The 21,620-nt window shown below is 57.7% G+C and carries 15 protein-coding genes and 2 pseudogenes; 7 read left to right on the forward strand and 10 right to left on the reverse strand.

Going from position 1 to position 21,620, the window contains the following annotated elements:
* The first annotated feature begins 112 nt into the window (after window positions 1–112).
* The 3 genes from KZX66_RS19860 (at window position 113) to KZX66_RS19870 (ending at window position 4,068) form a co-directional block, all read left to right on the forward strand.
* Window positions 113–634 (forward strand): sigma-70 family RNA polymerase sigma factor, encoded by a 522-nt coding sequence (locus tag KZX66_RS19860; RefSeq protein ID WP_248082468.1) that lies wholly within the window; start codon window positions 113–115, stop codon window positions 632–634.
* A complete protein-coding gene (locus tag KZX66_RS19865) occupies window positions 631–1,581 on the forward strand; it encodes a FecR family protein (RefSeq protein WP_248082470.1) in 951 nt (316 codons plus the stop codon). Before KZX66_RS19860 ends, KZX66_RS19865 begins: the two co-directional genes overlap by 4 nt.
* Window positions 1,582–1,656: 75 nt before the next feature.
* Window positions 1,657–4,068 carry a TonB-dependent siderophore receptor gene (locus tag KZX66_RS19870; RefSeq protein WP_248082472.1) on the forward strand — a complete coding sequence of 804 codons (2,412 nt, stop codon included), beginning with the start codon at window positions 1,657–1,659 and terminating at the stop codon, window positions 4,066–4,068.
* A 5-nt stretch (window positions 4,069–4,073) separates the two neighbouring features.
* Here KZX66_RS19870 and KZX66_RS19875 read toward each other — a convergent pair whose 3' ends face one another.
* Entirely contained in the window at window positions 4,074–4,970 is an 897-nt protein-coding gene (locus tag KZX66_RS19875; protein WP_248082474.1) for a LysR family transcriptional regulator, read from the reverse strand.
* A gap of 122 nt (window positions 4,971–5,092) precedes the next feature.
* Between KZX66_RS19875 and KZX66_RS19880 the strand changes: the two genes are divergently transcribed.
* The 3 genes from KZX66_RS19880 to KZX66_RS19890 all read left to right on the forward strand — a co-directional run bounded on the left by KZX66_RS19880 (window position 5,093) and on the right by KZX66_RS19890 (window position 8,332).
* Entirely contained in the window at window positions 5,093–5,758 is a 666-nt protein-coding gene (locus KZX66_RS19880) for an RraA family protein (protein WP_248082476.1), read from the forward strand.
* Between the two features lie 11 nt (window positions 5,759–5,769).
* Window positions 5,770–6,972 carry a pyridoxal phosphate-dependent aminotransferase gene (locus KZX66_RS19885; protein WP_248082478.1) on the forward strand — a complete coding sequence of 401 codons (1,203 nt, stop codon included), beginning with the start codon at window positions 5,770–5,772 and terminating at the stop codon, window positions 6,970–6,972.
* A gap of 94 nt (window positions 6,973–7,066) precedes the next feature.
* Window positions 7,067–8,332, forward strand: coding sequence for a cation:dicarboxylase symporter family transporter (locus KZX66_RS19890; RefSeq protein WP_248082479.1), 1,266 nt, complete (start codon window positions 7,067–7,069; stop codon window positions 8,330–8,332).
* A 168-nt stretch (window positions 8,333–8,500) separates the two neighbouring features.
* Here the strand turns inward: KZX66_RS19890 and KZX66_RS19895 are convergent, their stop codons facing one another.
* The 6 genes and pseudogenes from KZX66_RS19895 to KZX66_RS19920 form a co-directional block, all read right to left on the reverse strand.
* Window positions 8,501–8,959 carry an Hsp20 family protein gene (locus KZX66_RS19895; protein WP_112196305.1) on the reverse strand — a complete coding sequence of 153 codons (459 nt, stop codon included), beginning with the start codon at window positions 8,957–8,959 and terminating at the stop codon, window positions 8,501–8,503.
* A 234-nt stretch (window positions 8,960–9,193) separates the two neighbouring features.
* Entirely contained in the window at window positions 9,194–11,047 is a 1,854-nt protein-coding gene (locus tag KZX66_RS19900; RefSeq protein WP_248082481.1) for an ABC transporter ATP-binding protein, read from the reverse strand.
* A 348-nt stretch (window positions 11,048–11,395) separates the two neighbouring features.
* Window positions 11,396–11,797 (reverse strand): annotated as a pseudogene (locus KZX66_RS19905) (response regulator); the annotation flags it as partial.
* 2 nt (window positions 11,798–11,799) lie between these two features.
* On the reverse strand, window positions 11,800–13,128 hold the full coding sequence (locus KZX66_RS19910; protein ID WP_248082483.1) for an ATP-binding protein: 1,329 nt from the start codon (window positions 13,126–13,128) through the stop codon (window positions 11,800–11,802).
* A gap of 9 nt (window positions 13,129–13,137) precedes the next feature.
* Window positions 13,138–13,749, reverse strand: a complete 612-nt coding sequence (locus KZX66_RS19915) for a chemotaxis protein CheC (RefSeq protein WP_248082492.1) — start codon at window positions 13,747–13,749, stop codon at window positions 13,138–13,140.
* Window positions 13,749–14,108 (reverse strand): response regulator, encoded by a 360-nt coding sequence (locus KZX66_RS19920; RefSeq protein ID WP_248082499.1) that lies wholly within the window; start codon window positions 14,106–14,108, stop codon window positions 13,749–13,751. The genes KZX66_RS19915 and KZX66_RS19920 overlap by 1 nt, the downstream gene beginning before the upstream one ends.
* Before the next feature lie 187 nt (window positions 14,109–14,295).
* Here KZX66_RS19920 and KZX66_RS19925 point away from each other — a divergent pair.
* A pseudogene (locus tag KZX66_RS19925) lies at window positions 14,296–14,687 on the forward strand (site-specific integrase); the annotation flags it as partial.
* Between the two features lie 319 nt (window positions 14,688–15,006).
* Here the strand turns inward: KZX66_RS19925 and KZX66_RS19930 are convergent.
* The 3 genes from KZX66_RS19930 to KZX66_RS19940 form a co-directional block, all read right to left on the reverse strand.
* Window positions 15,007–15,687: a class I SAM-dependent methyltransferase gene (locus tag KZX66_RS19930; protein ID WP_248082507.1), complete on the reverse strand. Its 681-nt coding sequence runs from the start codon at window positions 15,685–15,687 to the stop codon at window positions 15,007–15,009.
* A gap of 257 nt (window positions 15,688–15,944) precedes the next feature.
* Window positions 15,945–16,541 (reverse strand): invasion associated locus B family protein, encoded by a 597-nt coding sequence (locus KZX66_RS19935; RefSeq protein WP_248082509.1) that lies wholly within the window; start codon window positions 16,539–16,541, stop codon window positions 15,945–15,947.
* Between the two features lie 324 nt (window positions 16,542–16,865).
* Window positions 16,866–21,578 carry a YadA-like family protein gene (locus KZX66_RS19940; protein WP_248082511.1) on the reverse strand — a complete coding sequence of 1,571 codons (4,713 nt, stop codon included), beginning with the start codon at window positions 21,576–21,578 and terminating at the stop codon, window positions 16,866–16,868.
* Window positions 21,579–21,620: the final 42 nt, after the last annotated feature.

The raw sequence follows: 21,620 nt of genomic DNA on the forward strand, positions 1-21,620 counted from the left end.
TTCGGCGGGCCGATTTCAGGGCTTTACGACACAATTGATCCGGCCACGCTTGCTTTCGCTGATGGCACACCGCTAATCTTGCGAATAATTCTTATCCGCAGACGTACCTATCATGTCGGCCAGCGACCTTCCCCTGAATCAGGCCGTCCATGCGCTCTACACCGAGCACCATGGCTGGTTGTTCGGCTGGCTGCGAAAAAAACTCGGCTGTCCGCATAACGCTGCGGACCTTTCCCACGACACGTTTGTGCGCATCCTCGCGTCGCGCGACGCTCTGGGCGCCCTGCGCGAGCCGCGTGCCTTCCTCACGACCACGGCCCGCCACCTGATCATCGACCGGGCACGCCGCCGTCAGTTGGAAGACGCCTACCTGCGCGAACTCGCCCTGACCATCGACATGATGGAGCAGTGTCAGCAGTCACCGGAACAGATACTGGTCACCCTCCAAGCGCTGGAGCAGATCGCCTTTGTCCTCGACGGGCTGGCGCTGAAGGCGCGGCAGGCGTTCCTGTTGTACTTCCTTGAGGGCCTGCGCCAACGCGACATCGCCAGCCGCCTGGGGATTTCCGAGCGCATGGTGCGCAAACACCTGATGAGTGCGCTGCTGCACTGCCACCACGCGCTGGACGTATGAGCGCCGACCTCGACCAGCAGGCCGCCAACTGGGTGATTCGCCTGAACGAAGGCCACCTCAGCGAGCGCGAGCAACAGCAATTTGAACGCTGGAAGGCCGCCGACCCACAGCACGCGGCGGCGTTTGAGCGCCTGCAAGGGTTCGTGGGGCGCCTGCAGGCATTGCGCCCGCAACAGGCGCCGGTGCAGGCTGCACTGGAAGCCGCCCGCGTACGCCGACGCAATCCCGCCGGCCGCGTGCTGCTGGGCCTGTTGCTGGCGTTGCCGATAGCCTTGGCACTGCGCACGTATCCACCGAGCTACCTGCTGGCCGACCAGCGCACCGCGCCGGCCGAATGGAGGCGCGTGAACCTGGAGGACGGCTCACAACTGACCCTCAGCGGCAACAGCGCGGTGGACCTGACCTTCAACGGCCAACAACGCCAGGTGCGCTTGCTGCAAGGCGAAATCCTGGTGCAGGTGGCCCACGACGCCACGCGGCCTTTTTTGGTGGTGACCGACGACGGCCAGATGCGCGCCCTCGGCACGCGTTTCACGGTCAGGCGCGAAACACCGGGCACGCTGCTGACGATGCTCGAATCGAGCGTCGCGGCCACCGACGCCGGCCATCACAGCGCCGTGAACGTCAGTGCCGGCGAACAGGCGCGCATCACACCGGACACGGTCAAACTGCTGGGCAACATCGACACGCGCACCACAAATGACGCCTGGCACTACCGGCAGTTGGTGGTGCAGGACCGGCCCTTGCCCGAAGTCCTGGATGAACTGGCGCGTCAATATCGCGGCCATGTGCAGTTCGATCGCGAGCAATTGGCCGACCTGCGCGTGTCCGCCGTGTTGCCCCTGGATAACCCGCGCCGCGCCCTGCAATTGATTGCCGATGGATTGCCGGTGCGCATCCGCACGTTCAGCCCGTTGTGGTTGCAGATCGAGCGTCACGAAAAATAATCTCGCGTGCCGGGTTCCGCTTTTGCGTACTGCCCCGTCAAGGAAGAAAGCACTTCAATCACAGGACTGTCTTCCATGCCGCGCCACTTCCAGCGTTCTCCCTTACCTCTCGCCCTGGCGATCAACCTGGCCAGCGTTGCTGCGCTGAGCCTGGGCCTGTGCGGCCCGGTGGCCGCGCAGGAAGCGGCGCGTTATGCGATTGCCGCAGGCCCTCTGGGCCCGGCGCTCAACCGGTTCGCCCAACAGGCCCATGTGGCTCTGTTGTTCGACAGTCAAACCGTGGCCGGTTTGAGTACGTCAGGCTTGCAAGGCAATTTCCAGACCGACCTGGGCTTTGCCCAACTGCTGCGCGGCAGTGGTTTACAAGCGGTGCAAGGCGCCAACGGCTATGTTCTGGTGCCGGTCAACACAGGCGGCTCGCTGGAACTGGCGCCCACAGCCATCACCGGCTTGGCCGAAGAGCGCAGCACCGAGCACGTCAAAGGCTATGTGGCCACCCGCAATCTCAGCGCAACCAAGACCGACACCCCAATCATTGAAACGCCGCAATCGCTCTCGGTGGTCACCAGCGACGAGATCCGCGACCGGCAATCGGAAACCCTCTCGCAAACCCTCGACCTGACGCCGGGTTTCACCAGCCAACCCACCAGTTTCAACCGCACCTCGGATCGCTTCCGCATTCGCGGTTTCGATGTGGAGTCGGCCACCGGCGGCTCCCTGCGCGATGGCTTGCGCCTGCAAAACAATTCCTACGATGGCGTACAGGAACCTTACGGCCTGGAACGCGCCGAAGTGATCCGCGGTGCGGCATCGGTGCTGTACGGGCAACTGTCACCGGGCGGTCTGATCAATACCGTGAGCAAACGTCCCAGCCAAACGCCCTACCATGAGGTCAACCTGCAAGCCGGGCAGAACAACCGCAAGCAACTGTCCGCCGACTTCACCGGCCCCTTGGGCGACAGCGACACCTTGAGCTACCGCCTGACCCTGCTCGACCGCAAGAGCGACACTGCGGCCGATCACATCAACAACGATAAGGTCTACGTCGCCCCGGCCCTGACCTGGCGGCCCAATGACGACACCTCGCTGACCCTGCTGTCGTTCTATCAGAAGACCGAAACCGGTTTCTCTGCGCCGCTGCCTTATCAACTGACCAAGGGTGTGGGCAGCGGCCGGTTCCAGATCGGCCGCCACGACTTTATCGGCGAGCCGGACTACGACGAGATGAACGGCGAGATGTCGGCGCTGGGTTATGAGTTCGAACACCGTTTCGATGAGCACACGCGCATCAGTCACAAGCTGCGTTACTACCAATCCGACGTGACCTGGCGCTACCTGCAGGTCAATACCGCCGGCACCAACATCGCCACCGCACAGACCACCGGCGTGCTGCGCCGCCAATACAGCGACCGCCAAGAGCGCTCGCGGGGCCTGGCCAGCGACACCAACCTTGAAAGCAAATGGCAGTTCGGTGACTGGCAGCACACCTTCCTGCTGGGCTTCGATGGTTACGACACCAGCTACGACTCGCACAATTTCCGCGGCACCGCCCAGCCGTTGAACCTGGCGACCTATCAGTACGGCCAGCCAGTGGTGGTCAATAAAAACCCCGCCACCGACCGTGGCTCGCAGATCGACACCCTGCAAAAAGGCATCTACTTCCAGGACCAGATCACGTTCGATGAGCGCTGGATTTTGCTGTTGGGCGGCCGTCACGATTGGGCCGACCAGCACACCGAGTTGTTCCGCAATGGAGCCGGCAGTGGCAAAAGCGATGAAGCGACCACCTGGCGCGCCGGCCTGGTGTACAAGGCCGACAATGGCCTGGCGCCCTACATCAGCTACAGCGAATCATTCTTTCCGGTGGCCGGCACCAACAAGGCCGGAGAGAGCTTTATTCCCACCGAAGGCAAGCAATATGAAATCGGTATCCGCTATCAACCCGAAGGCAGCGCCACGCTGCTGAGTGCGGCGGTGTACCAGTTGGAGCAGCGCAACGTACTGAGCCAGGACCGCACCGACATCAACTTCTCAGTACAGGTCGGCGAGGTGCGCTCCCGTGGCTTCGAACTGGAAGCCAAGACCGAAGTCACCCCCAACCTCAGCCTGATCTCGTCCTACGCCTACATCGATGCCCGCATCACCCAAAGCGATATCGCCAGCGAAATCGGCCAGCGCAGCGAAGACACGCCCTATCACCAAGCCGCCCTCTGGGCCGATTACCGCCTGGCCGCGCTGGGTGTCCCGCAACTGCGCATCGGCGGCGGCGCGCGCTACAAGGGCACGACCCAGGCCTCCGGCGTGCCTTCTTCGATGCCGGCCTACACCCTGTACGACGCGCGGGCCAGCTACGAAATCGACCCGCATTGGGAGATCGCGCTCAACGCCAACAACGTCACCAACAAACGCTACACCTACTGCGAGTTTGCGATTTGCCGGTATGGCGATGAGCGGCAGTTGGTCAGTTCGCTGACGTATCGCTGGTAACCGCCCTAAAACAATAACCGCGAAAAATCGCAGCACGCCTGCGCCATTCGCGCCACGTCCTGATTCAAGCCGAATTGCCGATCAGCACGGTACAGCGCCATGTACTGCACGCTCGGCAACTCCGGCTGCGTGACCAGCGCGCGCAATGCGCCCTGCTCGATCAGGTGCGACAGGCACACCTTGGGCAAATAGCTCACGCCAATCCCCGACAACGCCAACCCCACCTGCACCAGCAGGTTGTGGCTGGTGAGCGTGCGTGGCAGTTGCACGTTGTGCGCGGCCAGCCAGCGTTCGTAGATCAGGCCAGTGCCGGACTGTGACCCTTGAGTGAGCACGGTGTAGCTGGCCAGGGTGTCCAGGCTGACCGGGTCGGGGTCGGGGATCAGGCCGGGGGCGCAGATCCAGGCGTTGTCCACGCGTTGCAGCGGGGTGCTGTGAAAACGCGGGTCACTGTAGACGTCGGGCACGATCACCAGGTCCAGCTGGTCGTTTTCCAGTTTGCGGAACAGCTCGCTGCTCAGCTCCACCGACGGTTCGAGTTGCACCTTGGGGTAGGCCTGGCGCAAGGCGTCGACCAGCGCCGGCAGCCAGGTCAGCGCGGTCAGTTCGGTGACGCCCAGGCGGAACCTGCGCACCAGCACTTCCCGGGCGCTGACCCGTTCGAGCAATTGGTCGCGGCTTTTGAGCAGGTCGCGGGCGTAATCCAGCAGCTCGCCGCCCTTTTCCGTGAGCCGCGCATTGCGCTTGCTGCGGTCGAAAATCGCCACGTCGAAGGTGTCTTCCAGCTCCTGGATACGCTTGGAGATGGCCGACTGAGACATGTTGAGCTTGTTGGCTGCCGCTTCGAAACTGCCGAGTTCGGCGATCCAGTACAGCGCGTCGATTTGCTTGAAGGTGATCATGGCCGGCTAATCATGCAAAAAAGCGATGCTAACACATCATAAAATATCGCTAAAACTCCTCGTTTAACGCTCCTAAGATCCAGCCATAGCCCGACGCTATCCAACGATTCTGGAGTTTTGCCATGTCCTTGCCCGGTTCACGCATCCTTCCCAACGCGCCCATGGCCTCGGCCGAAATGCTCGAAGCATTCGCCCAGGTGGTCACGCCGCACATCAGCGATAACTTGGGCCGCCACATCGGCGCCCGGGGCCTGACGCGCTACAACCGCACCGGCAAGCTGGTCGGCACGGCGATCACCGTCAAGACCCGTCCCGGCGACAACCTGCTGATCTACAAAGCCATGAGCCTGCTGCAACCGGGCCATGTATTGGTGGTGGACGGCCAGGGCGACACCAACAACGCGGTGATCGGTGAGCTGGTCAAGCTGTATGCCCAGCAGCGCGGTTGCGTGGGGTTTGTGATCGACGGCGCGATCCGTGATGTCGCCAGTTTTGAGGATACGCCCTGCTACGCCCGCGCCGTGGTGCACACCGGGCCGTACAAAACCGGGCCTGGCGAAGTGAATGTGCCGGTGTCCATCGGCGGCATGCTGATCAACCCTGGCGATGTGCTGGTGGGCGATGAAGACGGCCTGGTGGCGTTTTCCCAGGCCGACGCCGCCGAAGTGCTGCGCCGTGCCGCACAACATGCCGCGCATGAAGAAGCGGTCAAGGCTGAGATCGCCAGCGGTGCGGTGCGCCAGAGCTGGATCGACAAGGTGCTGGATAACGCCGGGCTGGCGCCATGAAGGACGCCGCCATGAACTTTTTGTCTGACCGCGTGCTTGGCATCGCGCCCTCCCCCAGCATCGCCGCCAACGCCTTGGTCACCGAGCTACGCGCCCAGGGTCGCGATATCGTCAACTTCACCGTCGGCGAGCCGGACTTCGACACCCCGGCGCACATTCTGGAGGCCGCCAGCCTGGCCATGCACAGCGGCGACACCCACTACACCCCCACCACCGGCACCCTCGCCTTGCGCCAGGCCATCTGCCGCAAGCTGCAGCGCGACAATGACCTGGCGTATGGCCTGGATGAAGTCGTCGCCGGCTGCGGCGGCAAGCACATCATCTATCACGCGCTGGCCGCCACCCTCAATCGTGGCGATGAAGTCATCGTGCACACGCCCTATTGGGTGTCGTATCCGGACATCGCACGGCTCAACGATGCCACGCCGGTGATCATCCCCGGCGACGAAAGCCTGGGGTTCAAACTGTCACCCCAGGCCCTGGAACAGGCAATCACCCCGCGCACCAAGTGGGTGATCCTCAACAGCCCGAACAACCCCAGCGGTGCGGTGTACAGCGAGGCCGAGCTGCTGGCGTTGGCCCAGGTTTTGCGTCGTCATCCCCATGTGCTGATCATGGCCGATGAGATCTACGAGCACTTCGTCTACGGCGATGCCCGGCATGTGCCGTTGACGCGTTTGGCGCCCGACCTCAAGCCACGCACGCTGATCGTCAACGGTGCCTCCAAAGGCTATGCGATGACGGGCTGGCGCCTGGGCTTTGGCGCAGGGCCCGCGTGGTTGATCGCGGCCATTGCCAAGCTGCTCTCGCAAACCACCACTTGCCCCAGTTCATTGAGCCAGGCCGCCGCGGTGGCCGCGTTTGCCGGCGACCAGGCGCCCATCGCCGGCATGCGCGAGGAGTATCAAGGACGCCGCGCGCACATGCTGGCGCTGCTCGAGGGCATCCCCGGCGTGACGTGTACCCCCCCGGACGGTGCGTTCTATGTGTTTCTCAACGTGAGTGGGCTGATCGGCAAGCTCACGCCCCATGGTGATCGTCTGGAAAGCGACACCCAATTGGTCGACTACCTGCTGCGCGACTACGGCCTGGCCACGGTCAGCGGTGCGGCGTACGGCATGTCGCCGTATGTGCGCCTGTCGTTCGCAAGTTCAACGGAGGTGATCGAGGAAGGTTGCCGTCGTCTCAAAGACGCATGCCTCGACCTGCGCTGACGGCTTCCCGCAACACCCGGTGGCCAGCGGATGGCTGCCTTTTGACTGCCTAGAACAACAACTTAAAATCATTGATCGTAAATGAGGCAATCCCATGCACACGCCCCGTATTGCGCTGGTCTGGCAAATAATGATCGGCCTGCTCGCCGGCATCGCCATTGGCGCCCTGTTGCACCGCTTTCCCGAGTCCCGGCCCTGGCTGGTGGAGAACCTGCTGCAACCGGCGGGCGATATCTTTATCAAGCTGATGAAAATGATCGTGGTGCCGATCGTGTTTTCCTGCATGGTGGTGGGCATCGCCGGTCACGGTGACGGCAAATCCCTGGGGCGTATCGGGGTTAAATCCCTGAGCTATTTTTTCTGCATCACCACCCTGGCGATCATCATTGGCCTGGTGATGGGCAACCTGCTCAAACCCGGTGCCGGGACCGAGCTGTCGAGCCTGCACGCAGCGAATATCACCCTGCCCACCAGCAACGGCGCGGGCCACAGCCTGGGGCAGATCATCGTCGGCATCATCCCCGACAACGTGATCAACGCCATGGCTCAGGGCAGCCTGTTGTCGGTGCTGTTTTTTGCGGTGATGTTCGGCCTCGGTGTGGCGCGCTTGCCCGCCGAACGCAAAGACCCGGTGATCGCGCTGTTGCGTGGGGTGAGCGACGCGATGTTCAAGGTCACCTCGATGATCATGGCTTACTCGCCCATCGGCGTGTTCGGCATGATCGCCGTGACCGTCGCCAACTTCGGCTTCAGCTCATTGCTGCCGCTGGCCAAGCTGATCATGGTGAGCTACCTGGCAATCGCCTTCTTTGTGCTGGTGGTGCTCAACCTGGTGGCGCGGCTGTGCGGGATCAACCTGTTTGCCTTGATGCGCCATATCAAGGATGAACTGGTACTGGCCTTCTCCACCGCCAGCTCGGCGGCGGTGATGCCGCAACTGATGAAAAAGCTTGAAACCTACGGCGTGCCGCCTTCGCTGGTGAGCTTTGTGGTGCCGGTGGGTTACTCGTTCAACCTCGACGGCGCCTCGCTGTTCCTTGGCATCGGCACCTTGTTCGTCGCGCAGCTCTATGGCATCGACCTGAGCCTGGGCGATCAGGCGCTGTTGGTGGTGACCATGGTGCTCACATCCAAGGGCGCTGCCGGGGTACCGGGTTTTATGTTCGTGATTCTGTCCGCCACCTTGGCCAGCGCAGGGTTACCGCTGGAGGGCATTGCGTTTATTGCCGGGGTGTACCGCTTGATGGAGATGCCGACCACCGCGCTGAATGTGCTGGGCAATGCGTTGGCGCCGCTGGTGATTGCCAAGTGGGAGGGGCGTGAGGCGCAGGTTGCGCAGCAGAACGCGCAGGTGGAGTGAAGCAGCGGCGGGTTTGAGGGCTGCTTCGCTGCGGGGCGACGATTTGACAGGCCCACCACAAAAGCCGTCCTCTGCTCAAACAATGCGCTCAACCCTGATGTGCAGCCGCCCCATCGGTGGGGCATACGAATAAAGGCGCTCCGAAGAGCGCCTTTATTCATTGCTGCATTACTGCTCGCTGATGGATTTCACCTCAGCCTTGGCCGCACCGCCAATCGCGATGCGTTTCGGCTTGGCTTCCTCCGGTACCACCCTGAGCAGGTCAATGCTCAGCAACCCGTTGGCGAGTTGCGCGCCCTGCACTTCTATGTGATCGACCAGGCGGAACGACAGACGGAACGCGCGCTGGGCAATGCCTTGGTGCAGGTAAGTGATGCCCTCATCGTGTTCACGCTTGCCGCCGGCGACTGTCAACACGCCTTTTTCCACCTGGATCTCCAGGTCGTCCTCCACCAGGCCTGCGGCCGCGATGACGATCCGATAATGATCATCGCCGTGCTTTTCGACGTTGTGGGGTGGATAGGTGGTACCGGCCTCGCTGCGAAGCGCCGATTCAAAAAGGTCGTTGAACCGGTCAAAACCAACGGAATGACGGAACAGTGGGGCCAACGAGAGAGTAGTAGCCATTGCAAAATCTCCTGAGTTTTCTCCAAGTGATTTGATACGCGACCCGCCTTCGGCATCGCGTAAAACCTAAGTAGGTTCAGGGGAAAAATTTTCAAGCGGCATACCCAAAAAAATTTTTTGCGCGCTGCGATGGCCCGAAAAAATCGGCCATCTCCTCTCGGTGATGAATAGATCGCAGTGGTGAGCAGGCTTGCCCGCGCCCGGGCGCGAAGTAAACCCGTTCCTCAGCGACGCCTAGTCGACCGTCTCAACCACGTTCTGATCCTCCCCGAGAAACCCACCACTCTGGTGATGCCAAAGCCGTGCATAGGTGCCGTTCTTCGCCAGCAGTTCGCTGTGGGTGCCCTGTTCGATGATACGGCCGTCATCCATCACGATCAGCCTGTCCATGGCCGCAATCGTCGACAGCCGATGGGCGATGGCGATCACCGTCTTGCCTTGCATCATGTCGTCGAGGCTTTCCTGGATGGCGACTTCGACTTCTGAATCCAGTGCGCTGGTGGCTTCATCAAGCAGCAGGATCGGCGCGTTTTTCAGCATGACGCGGGCAATGGCAACGCGTTGACGCTGGCCACCCGACAACTTGATACCGCGCTCACCGACCAGGGTGTCGTAGCCGGAGTGACCTTGTTTATCACTCAGTTGGCTGATGAAACCATCGGCCTGGGCGTTGGCTGCGGCGCTGCGGATCTGTTCGTCAGTCGCATCAGGACGGCCATAGGCAATATTGTCGCGAATGGAACGGTGCAGCAGGGACGTGTCCTGAGTGACCATGCCGATGGCACTGCGCAGACTGTCCTGGGTGACATGGGCGATGTTTTGCCCATCAATGCAAATTGCCCCCTTGTCCACGTCGTAGAAGCGCAACAGCAGATTGATCAGCGTGGATTTGCCCGCACCGGAGCGTCCCACCAGGCCGATTTTTTCACCTGGCTGAATGCTCAGGCTCAGGCCATCAAGCACCTGGCGTTCACCGTTGTAGTTGAAGCTCACGTTGTCGAACGTCACCGCGCCGCCACGGGTGGCCAACACGCCGGCATCCGGAGCATCCTGCACCTTGGGACCGCGTGCCAGGGTTTCCATGCCGTCCTGCACGGTGCCGATGTTTTCGAACAGCGAGGTCATTTGCCACATGATCCAGTGCGACATGCCATTGATGCGCAACGCCATGGCCGTGATGGCCGCCACCGCCCCGGTACCGACTTCGCCCTGGTGCCACATCCATAAGGCATACCCACCTGCGCCCATGATCAATCCGACTACCAACGCCTGGTTGACGATCTCGAATTGACTGACCAGGCGCATCTGGCGAAAACCGGTCTGCTTGAAGTCCTCCATCGCCGCGCGCGCGAAGTGAGCTTCACGTTTGGAGTGAGAAAACAGCTTCACCGTGGTGATGTTGGTGTAGGCGTCCGAGATGCGCCCGGTCATCGACGAGCGTGCATTGGCCTGCTCCTGCCCGACCTTCCCGAGGCGAGGCACGAAGTAGCCCATGGCCAGGCCGAACAACACCAGCCAGGCAATGAAAGGCAGCATCAATTTGGGGGCGAAGCCACCGGCCAGGGTGATGATCGCGATGAAATACACGCCGATCCCCGGCGCAATCTCGATCAGGGTGAACAGCACTTCACGCACCGACAGCGCGGTCTGCATCACCTTGGTCGTGACCCGGCCGGAGAATTCATCGGAGAAGAACGACAGGCTTTGTCGCAGCATCAACCGGTGAAAATCCCAGCGCAGCCGCAACGGCAGGTTAATCGCCAAGACCTGGTGCTGCACCATCGTACGCAACGCCACCAGCCCGATGCTGGTGACCAATACGATGCCAATCCCCCACAGCACGCGCCCCTCCTGCCCGGCCGCGTCGCCACCGGCCTGCCAGGTCGAGAGCAGGTCCACCACTTGTCCAAGAAAGGAAAACAACCAGGCTTCGTAAATCGACACCGCCGCACTGAGCAGTGCGAGCGCGAGGACATAACCGCGAGCGCCGCGTGTGCAGGCCCACAGAAACCGCGCCAATCCCTCGGGCGGTGGCGGCGCCTCGTCGGGCGGGAAAGGGTCGAGCCGTCGTTCAAATAGGCCAAGCATGGAGCTCTCCAAAACAATCGAGTCGGGAGATTTTGGCATCTAACGGCGGTGTTGAGGGGTTTTCCGGGGGCAAGGCTATTGAAAGAGGTCTGTGCGGTGATGAATGCGCTTGGGGGTGGGGGTAAATCTCAAGCAAAAAAAAGCCTGCATCGCTGCAGGCTTTTCCCTATCTGGCTCCACGACCTGGACTCGAACCAGGGACCCAATGATTAACAGTCATTTGCTGGCTGTTAGTCGCAACGGTGCCACGGAAGAACAGGGTGGAGAGATAGGATTGCTGCATAGCGTGAGCCGCATAAGCGCAGCACGCCACGAAAATCAGTCGGGCTGGATTGAGTTGTCACAACCACGCCGCGCTCTCTGCACTTCTAAAGCCTGATCAAGGCTGAGCTGAAGCTCGTCATCGTTCCAGGGTTTGCTGATGTAGCGGAAGATGTACCCGTCGTTGATCGCTTGAGTGATCATGCTCATATCAGCGTAACCCGTCAGCAAGATATTCATGCATTCCGGGTCGCGCTTATGTACCTCGCGAAGCAGCGTCGGCCCATCCATAAATGGCATGCGTGCGTCGCAGATGATCAGGTCTATAGGGTGCTGTTCAAAAAGACTAAGTGCCTGAGCGCCACTTGTGGCCAAAAGCAAGTCGTAAGGTTTTGCACGCAGTAAGCGTCGGAGGCTGTTGAGGATGCTTTCTTCATCATCCACCAGCATGACAGTGTGGCGTTCTGCGCAATGAGAGATAGTTTCCATGCTCAGCATCCTTCATTGGCAGAGGTAGAGACGGCCTGTATCACAGGCTGGCGTAATGGTAGCCACGCACGGAAACGACTACCCCTGCCCGGCTCGCTTTCCACGGTGAGCCTTCCGTGGTGCTTGACGATGATGCTATAGGATAACGACAGGCCAAGACCCGACCCCATCCCCACCGGCTTGGTTGTAAAGAAGGGTTCGAATATTCGGCTTTGGATTTCAAGGGGAATTCCATGACCGTTGTCGGCGATCTCGACGAACACTCCGCCCTCTTCCCGGCCACTTCTGATGACGATTTCGCCGTCCACGCCCACCGCATGGCTCGCGTTGATAAGCAAGTTCATAAACACCTGATTGATCTGTGAACCCATGCATTCGATGGGCTCAATATCGCCGTAGCGCTTGATCACCTGAGCCTTGAACTTGATCTCGTTCCAGATAACGTTAAGGGTACTGTCGAGCCCCTTGTGCAGATCGCTCAACTGCCATTCATAACTGTCGACGTGGGAGAATTCACGCAGGTCTTTGACGATGCGGGTGACCCGGTCAAGGCCGTCGGCCGACTCGGCAAGCAGGTCGTCGATGTCCTGGCGCATAAATTTGTAATCCATCTTGTCCCGCATGGCAGCAAGCTCGGGATGTACATTGGCATGCTCTGCATCGCTCGCCTGTTCATGAGCTTCGAGCAGCGCGAAAATGTCCACGAGGTAACGACGCAGACTGTTGACGTTGGAGCAAACGAAGCCGATCGGGTTATTGATCTCATGGGCCACGCCCGCAGCGAGTTGCCCTATCGCCGCCATCTTCTCGGACTGCAGTAACTGCGCCTGTGCATCTTCCAGCCGTGCGATAAGCAGCGCTTGAGCGCCCTTTTCCTCTTCCAGCAACTTGTTAAGGTGCGTCAGTTCGAGCTGGCGCGCAGCAGTGTCGGTCGTATCACTGATGGCCAGGCCCACGCCCAGATTGCTGCCATCGGCATCTTGCACGGGGAAGAAGGTGCAGTTTTGGTACATGTGCCGGACCAGACCACTGATCGGCCGTGTGCTTTCGAAATTGAACAGATGCGGCCGTTGCTGCCATGAGGTGAAAGCAAAATTTTGCAGGGTGGCGACGCTGTTAATCTTCTGCCTGGTCCAGACCTCTGGCAGCTCAGGAAATGCTTCGAACAGCGTATGGCCGACAAGTTCTTCAGCGCTGCGTCCACTATTGATGGACATAAAGTGATTAGAGAACAGCACTGTGCAGTCCTGGTCGACCAGCAGCACACCCATGTTGATGGCCTTGAGCATAGACTCAAGGGTTTCCCGGGAAATCGCCTTGGTGTCTGTCATAAGACCTCTTCAAAGCTCGTCCAGCAAACGATTGATGGCCCGAACGACAACACTCGCTGTTCGTTCAGTGATGCAGATCAACAGGTCGCAGGAGAACTGATGAGCCTGAACCTCGAAGCGAATTTCCAACACCATCGCAAGGTGTTCATTCAAGTTCAATTCATCCAGTGCGTTCGCGGACTCTTCTCTGTGGACCAGAATCGACGGCGCGTCATAGCTCACTTGTATCCCCACCTGCTTGGCCAGGCCACTGATGCAGGCGCCGGAAAGGATGTTGGTGACATCCAGCATCAATTCTTCCTGCTGCGCGGGGTCGCCGTCGTTATAGCCCAGCAGTTCAGCGAGCTTATCGGCCCCCATTGAGCCGAAGCAAACGAACACCTCTCCGCGTAACTCACCCAGAAAAGACTGGCGGGTGACGATCATGAAGCTTTGCCGCAGATGGGCCGGAATGGACAGGTTATTCCGTTCCCGGATCAGCGGGTGAATAAAGGGAACCGAAAGCGTCACCATGGTGTTGGTCAGCAGGGCTAATCTCTCGGCCGCTTGCCCCATGGCAATATTCATCAGTTCCTGCAGGGCATCACGTTGGTCTTCGGTGAGCGCGTCCAAGGTTTCCATCAAAGCACTCCTATGACGTGCAAAGCATTGTGCAAAGCTTCAGACGTAATCGGCTTGGCTACGAATGCAGCAGCGCCAAGATCGGATACTCGTTGCCTGGCCAGAGGTTGGATGTCTGCGCTGATGACCACGACTACCACATTGGCATCTTCATGCTTGAGCGCCTCGAGAGTCTGGAAGCCATCCATGACCGGCATGGTCAGGTCGAGAAAAAGCAGGTCCACCAAACCGGCGTGATAGGCCTCCATCACCTCGGCACCGTTACAGGCCTGGCGAACGTCCTCGGTCAATGATTCTGGCAGGGCACGCAAGACCATCTTACGAGACATGGATGAGTCATCGGCGATTAAGACTTTCATGATGAACTCCACATTTATGAATGTGTTCTGCGGCTTCATTCGAGGCGTAGAAACCAAGATTTTTTAGAGCTTTCAATCACTCTAGCTCGAGGCATGTCAAAGAGCCATCAGGAAATCCTGATATTGCGTTGGGGATCTGCGAAGCCAGTAGGAATCGCCCTACAGGCTGGCCGGATGATTGGCGTGAATGAGTGAGAGGTTAGGAATGGTCTATCGCCAGGCCCGGTTCAAAAACCGCAAGGCCCTCTCCAGGCGGCATCGCGACAATACCCTGGCCTTGCCAACGGCCAAAACAGCGAGTGGACGCCGCATGGCCTGCGCCGTAAGGGGGCGACCATGATACAAGCCTTAGACGTTAGTCTCGATGTCATCGATCGCTGCCAAAATCATGTACTGGCCGGCTCTCGGGAGAGACGCCATTACCTGCATCATGATTATGCCGAAGAAAAGAGGCGTGCCTGGAACCTGTTGGGCGCTCGACTCAGTGCGGTGTTGTCCTCAACCTACGAGCACATTCCGATCGAGTCAATGATGTCTTTTTCAGCCTACATAGCCACTGAATCCTTGCCACCTTCATAAGTATCATTCTTTAGCACTGGATTCCTCAAAGCGTCGCGTATATCGCTGAATACTTGCTTCGAGTCAATTCTATCCCATCGTATTCGACAGAAGTGGTCGATGTCAGTCTGTCGTATTAGTTTAGCCTAGAAGAGGTATGAAGCCAGCAGGTGGGGCTTAGTGCTATGAGTACTGAATAGATTTGATCGATACCACGTCGAAAACACTTAAATTTTATTCTCTTTAGCATCTATTTTGGCATCTTGTTCAAGCTACCAATGGACTGGGGTAGAATCCCCCTCAAAATCAAACTCATACATCGCAGACAAATAAACTATAATTACGCATGACTTTTGCTCGCCACTATGACGGAAAACTCCCTACCAAGTTTCGAGCTAGTTAATTCATTACCCATGATTGACCTTTCATGCACATTGATTTCTATTTCGTCGACAAACCCAGCATTTGAGATTAATCGTTTAACCTGCTCTACCTCATACAAATTAAAAGCTGGAGGAATGAATGACAGTGATCGCATAAACTCACGTGAGGCAAAAGCAATTCCAAACTTTCCACCAACTTTTAGAGTACGATAAGACTCGCTCAAGAACATCACCAAGTCAGATAGAAAATAAAGCGTATTTACCGTTATAATCTTCTCAAACACTTGGTCATTAAACGGAAATTTTTTCCCATCATAAACTTTAAAGCGAGCTGTTCCGTTCGCTACTGAGGCTTCGTTGAGTTTCATCGCTTCATGATGCATTAGCCAAGACACCTCAAGCCCTTGGTAGCGCATATGTGGAACTGTCTCAAAAAATTTAGGCACGTGCGCACCGTTGCCGTGACCAATCTCCAACAATGTGTCTCCTGGCAAAATATCCACACATGAAAAGCACGTATGCGTCATGTTAGCGTTGCTTTCATGCATAAGCGCAGCAACGTGAACACCGCTAGCACCATAAGGCAGGCGCAATTGCTGAAGCAAATCATTGTTGTATTCAGCATCGCTCTTCGACATACCCTCACTTCCTTGCCAAAATATGAACTTTTATGAACTTTTTTTGTTTTTATAACAAGTCGCTTTTTCATATCCAGAGGTTCTGTAATTATTTTTAGTAAGCGCTGATGGCTAATAGTTCCTGAGGTTTTTACTGTTGATATATCGATGACTTCTATTTGGTAGCGACACCCCCCACCAACCAATACGTTGGACGTGCCGCCGATAAGAGCTCAAAGGGTGTGGCGGAAATGGGCGCGACTCAACCTTGTCAAACCTTAGTGGTTGGCTGACTGATTTGCCGCAGCAATTTGCACCATACGCGAATAAGCTGTCGTAAAGCCTTTGAGTGAAAGGATAAAGTTTGCTTTGCCTCCCGTCACAATCGGCGCGCTTACCTTGAGTGTTTGACCATTTTTCATCGCATCCAATGTACCGGCATCAAGCTTCAAAGCCACTAGGCAGCCTTCTGGCATGCAGGAGTGATAGCGCTTGGTGAGCACTGTGGGTGATTCGTCTATCTGCAATGTTACACCCGCCTCCAATGCTAGGCCGAAAGGTAACGTCAAGCCCGCCAAGGCTTGGTCCGTATCGAGTGGCTTGACCTCTAGCAAAACGATCCGGCGATTGTCCTCGCGCCGCCTCAGCTCATAAGCCAACGTGCAAAATCGCTGGTTGGACTCTCCATTGCAATTGATACCCCAGTCCTGAAAACGCTCACTTGAGCTAGCTTTAGCTGTATCAGTGGCAGCGATCTCTGGCTTCGTGTGAGGCCGCTCCGCCCCCCAAGCAGCAAGAATCAGTACTCCAAGCATCGCGAACACTGAGCCAACTTTTATGCCGGAAGACAGACTAGGTAAGTATTTATAAATCATGGCGCCCGCTCCTGTCTACGGTTACCCAATGTTGATCCGCGCAGACCATGTAGTTTGAATAGTCAGTCCGTATTACGGTGCTATATTTGTGCAGATGAAACTCCACATTCTCAATTCGCGAAGACCTTGGATCAATTACTGGACAACGGAGTGTTGGCGCATCATTAGACGCCTTCGGCGCTAACAAAACATGTACAACGGTACTTTCATTCCCAGCTAAATAATAAGCCACGTCCGATGCAAATCTTTTCGACCGCTGCCTGCGACTCTTGTCCACATGGGTTCCTCTGGCTGTTTGATTTTTATATCCGTGTATCAAGCACCTCACCATTGGTACCCAACCCCAGCGCCTATGCCAGTCTGACCACGACTATTCGTCGTACCACTTACCTTGAGGACCCATTTACCGTTATCAGAAAGAGTCGAAAGCCCAACAGAAACAGCCGACTGCCCTTGGTAGTTGCCCACTCCTGCAGCAACCATGCTGGCGCCTGGGCTATACGCTTGCGGCAGGTTGGCAGTGGCCAGAGCACCCGCGATGCCCGCATACGTGTCCTGGCGCAGAGAGCCAATATCGCGATTAAGCTTGTTGAAACGATCATCTGTGTACTGAATAGCGCTCGTCATACCCTGATTGAGTTGGTTTACATTGACCGCGTCTGTGCCGGCAGTGCCTGGCGCAACATTGGAGATACGCGTGCCGCCAGAGGCCTGACCATTGCCTAGGGTTACTTGGTTGTAATTAGTGTTGCCATTGGTATTGGAGTCGTAACGCAAGCCACCCTGTTCTGAGCTTTTAAGCTGACTGACATTGACGACATCTGTGGAGGCAGTACCTGCTGCTACGTTCGTAATCTGCCGCTCGTTACCGACAGAGCCAACTGAAACGCTGTAAGCACGATCAGCGACAGAGCCGCTGCCCAGCGCAACAGCATTGTTGGCAGTAGCGTTTGCACTTGTGCCCAACGCCAAGCTGCTATTACCCGAAGCCACAGATCCTGCAGCACCTGCCGCCGCATTTGTCCCGGTGGCAGAAGGTTTGCTTTTCCCATCTTTGTTATTGACCTGAAAGAAGCTATCGGTACCGTTTTGCAGGTTGCTGATGTTCGCGGTGTTCTGCGTGACCTGGTTGCCCAGCGTGGTCACGCTGGTGTTGACGTTAGTCAATTGAGTGTCGGTATAGGTTTTGGACTCCTTTACCGCGCCATCTAGTTGCCGAAGATTTACGGCATCAGTTGCCTGCTTACCGTCCGCTACATTACTTACGGTACGGGTTTTACCGGCTGAAGCATTACCCACCGACACAGTGCCTACGGCGTTATTCTGAGCGCCGGAATAAGCGCCGATATAGCTCTCGGCACCCCGCCCGCCATCACTGGCATCCGAACCTAACGCTACGCTGCCCTCGGCAGAGGCCTTTGCACGATCACCCATTGCGACAGAACCTGTTCCGCTAGCCTGGCTACCACTACCCGCAGCGGTTGCACCGCCAGCACTGGCTACAGCGCCCGCCCCCATGGCGCTAGCACCAGCGGCAGTCGCCTGACTGCTGCTGCCCAACGCTGTCGCATCTATACCGGAGGCCACAGTTCCAACACCTGCAGCCACTGCATTGGCTCCCGTGGCGCCATCGTTGTTGTAGTTGCCGCCTTGAGCCCCGCCATCACTTACGCTGTAGTAATGGCTTTTGCTACCAGCTACTACACTCGTGAGTTGAGAAAAATTCACTCCGTCGGTAGCGTCTGTACCGTCGGCGACATGAGTGATTTTCTTGCTGCCAGCATCAATACCTACATTCGTCACACTAGGACCGTTCGCGATAGTGAAACCGGTGGTACCCAGTCTCACATCGGTACCTACCTGCACACCGAACTTATTCACTAACGTGTTTCCGGTCGTCATGCTGTCGGCCGTCAGGTCTTTGGCCAGATTAAAGGTCACATCGTTGCTATTGATGTCCTTGCTCACTACTACATTGCCATCGCTGTTTTTGAGATCCACCGAAGCGCCCGGCGCCACCTTCGTGCTATTGGCGCCCTGTGCCGTAACGTTCCACCCTGCATTGGCCTGCTGGCTAACCGCGTTCAGTTGCGAGCCGTTTACTGCATCAGTTGAACTGCTGCTGATAGTACCCGCGGCCAAGTTCGTCAGTTTCTGCGCGCTGCCAGGATTAGCCGCTGTCCCGCCACCAGCCACCATTGTCACCACATCGCTTACGCTAGTGCGTTGCACCACACCCGCTCCACCGCTATCGACAGCAGAGAACGCATCACCCACATTGTTGTAAGTAGTGCCGCCCACTGAGTAACTAGGGGCCGTGCCGTTCATAACGTTTGCACCACCACCCAAATAGGTGTTGGTGTTGGTGGCATTAGTCGCAACCGTTGTGTTGGTCGTGTTCAGCTGAGACCCGTTGACCGCATCCTTGGAGGTCGAGGACAGAGCGCCATCGGCCACGTGGGTGATCTTCAGACTGCCCGCGTCGATGCCGCTGATTGTGACGCCAGGACCATTGATGATCGTCATGCCGGTAGAAGAGTAGGTGGCGCTATTTGTGCCATCGTTGATGGTCAGGCCGCTGGTAGCGAGCTTGCTGTTACCCGTCGTCAGACTGTCCGCCGTCAGATTTTTGGACAGATCGAAAGTCACATCATTGCTGTTGGTGTCCTTGCTCACCACCACGTTGCCATCGCTATTCTTCAGATCAACAGAAGCACCAGGTGTCACGTTCGTGCTACCAGCGCTCTGAGCGGTGAGGTTCCAGCCCCTGTTGACCGTGGCATTCATCGATGAGATCGCGCCATCGACTGTGTTCTGGCCTGTGCCCCCAACATTGCTCATGCTGAGCTGGCCGGTCTGGATGTCGTAAGTCGAGTTGCCACCAAGGACCGTTGCGGTTGAATTTCCAACAGTGTTGACACGCTGACCTACGCCGTTGACGGCCTGGTTCGTTGCAAATAGTTGCGAACCGTTGATCGCGTCCGTAGAAGTCAACGAGACATTGCCTGCGGCTAAATTGGTGATTTGCCGCTCTCGTCCAGCGGAGCCGACGCTGACCACACTGCTCGGTGAGATAGCCGAGTACGTGTAGGTGTTGCCATCGATTGTGTCGCTTGCGTGAGAGCTTGCCGAACCTGTAGTCGAGTGAGCCCCCAACGCGACGTCATTGGTGTTATTGGCAAATGCGCCGTTACCGAGGGCGATGGAATCAGCAAAAAGTGCTCGTGCATCTGTACCGAGCGCGACAGAGCCAATCCCCTGCGCAGAACTGTATGGTCCGATTGCTATGGTATAGTCCCCGCTAGCAGCGCTGCTGGTTCCCATGGCGAGTGCAGCAACACCTTTCGCGGTACTGATACTTCCGATTGAGACCGAGTCCCAGGCACTGGCTTTGGCGTCAGCGCCAATCGCAATGGAGTCCTCATTAGAAGCCGATGCGAAACTGCCAATCGCCATCGACCTGAGGGACGATGCTAGAGCGTTCGGACCGACAACCACGCTGTCTTTTCCGGTGGCAGTGCCGTCAGCCAGGGTCGAGTTGACGTGGAAATACTTGATCCCCGCGCCGTTGTTGATGTTATTGATCGCCGTCGTGTTGCCCGCCACGTTCTGGTTGGTGATGAACAATTGCGATCCGTTGACCGCGTCCTTGGAGGTCGACGACACCATTCCATCGGCCACATTGAGGATCTTCAGACTGCCCGCATCGATGCCGCTTGTCGTGACACTAGGACCATTGCTGATCGTCATGCCGGTAGAGGTGTAGCTCGTGCTGTTCGCGAGGTTATTGACGGTCAAACCGCTGGTACCAAGCTTGCTGTTGCCCGTCGTCAGGCTATCTGCCTTGAGGTTTTTGGCTAAATCGAAGGTCACGCCATTGCTGTTGGTATCCTTGTTAACCACAACGTTGCCATCGCTATTCTTCAGATCAACTGAGGCGCCCGGTGCCACATTGGAGCTACTAACGCCCTGAGCGGTCAGGTTCCAGCCCTTGTTAGCCGTCGCGCTCACCGAGGAGATCGCGCCATCGACTGTGTCCTGGCCTGTGCCCCCTACATTGCTCATGCTGAGCTGACCGGTCTGGATGTCGTAAGCCGAGTTACCGCCCAGCAGTGTTACGGTCGAACTTCCGAACGTACGGAAACGCTGTCCAACGCCGGTGACGGTTTGGTTGGTTGCAAATAGTTGCGACCCGTTGACCGCATCTGTACTGGTGCGTGTGAGGCTACCCGCCGCCACGTTGGTGATCTGACGCTCGCTACCCGCGGCTCCCAGGCTAAGCACTCCAATCGGAGCGCCACCAGCGTAGGTGAACGTCACACCATTGATTGTGCCGCCAGTGTTGGGATTAGCTGCCGCGGTCGTGGCACCACTGCCGAGGGCTATCGAGTTGGCAGTTCCCGCAACGGCACCGTTACCCAAAGCCATCGCATTGGTCGCCGTGGCACTAGCGCTCGGACCGACAACCACGCTGTCTGTTCCGGTGACAGTGCCGTCAGCCAGGGTCGAGTTGACGTGGAAATACTTGATCCCCGCGCCGTTGTTGATGTTATTGATCGCCGTCGTGTTGCCCGCCACGTTCTGGTTGGTGATGAACAATTGCGATCCGTTGACCGCGTCCTTGGAGGTCGACGACACCATTCCATCGGCCACATTGAGGATCTTCAGACTGCCCGCATCGATGCCGCTTGTCGTGACACTAGGACCATTGCTGATCGTCATGCCGGTAGAGGTGTAGCTCGTGCTGTTCGCGAGGTTATTGACGGTCAAACCGCTGGTACCAAGCTTGCTGTTGCCCGTCGTCAGGCTATCTGCCTTGAGGTTTTTGGCTAAATCGAAGGTCACGCCATTGCTGTTGGTATCCTTGTTAACCACAACGTTGCCATCGCTATTCTTCAGATCAACTGAGGCGCCCGGTGCCACATTGGAGCTACTAACGCCCTGAGCGGTCAGGTTCCAGCCCTTGTTAGCCGTCGCGCTCACCGAGGAGATCGCGCCATCGACTGTGTCCTGGCCTGTGCCCCCTACATTGCTCATGCTGAGCTGACCGGTCTGGATGTCGTAAGCCGAGTTACCGCC

This window comes from Pseudomonas sp. EYE_354 (assembly GCF_023148575.1).
Lineage (GTDB): Bacteria > Pseudomonadota > Gammaproteobacteria > Pseudomonadales > Pseudomonadaceae > Aquipseudomonas.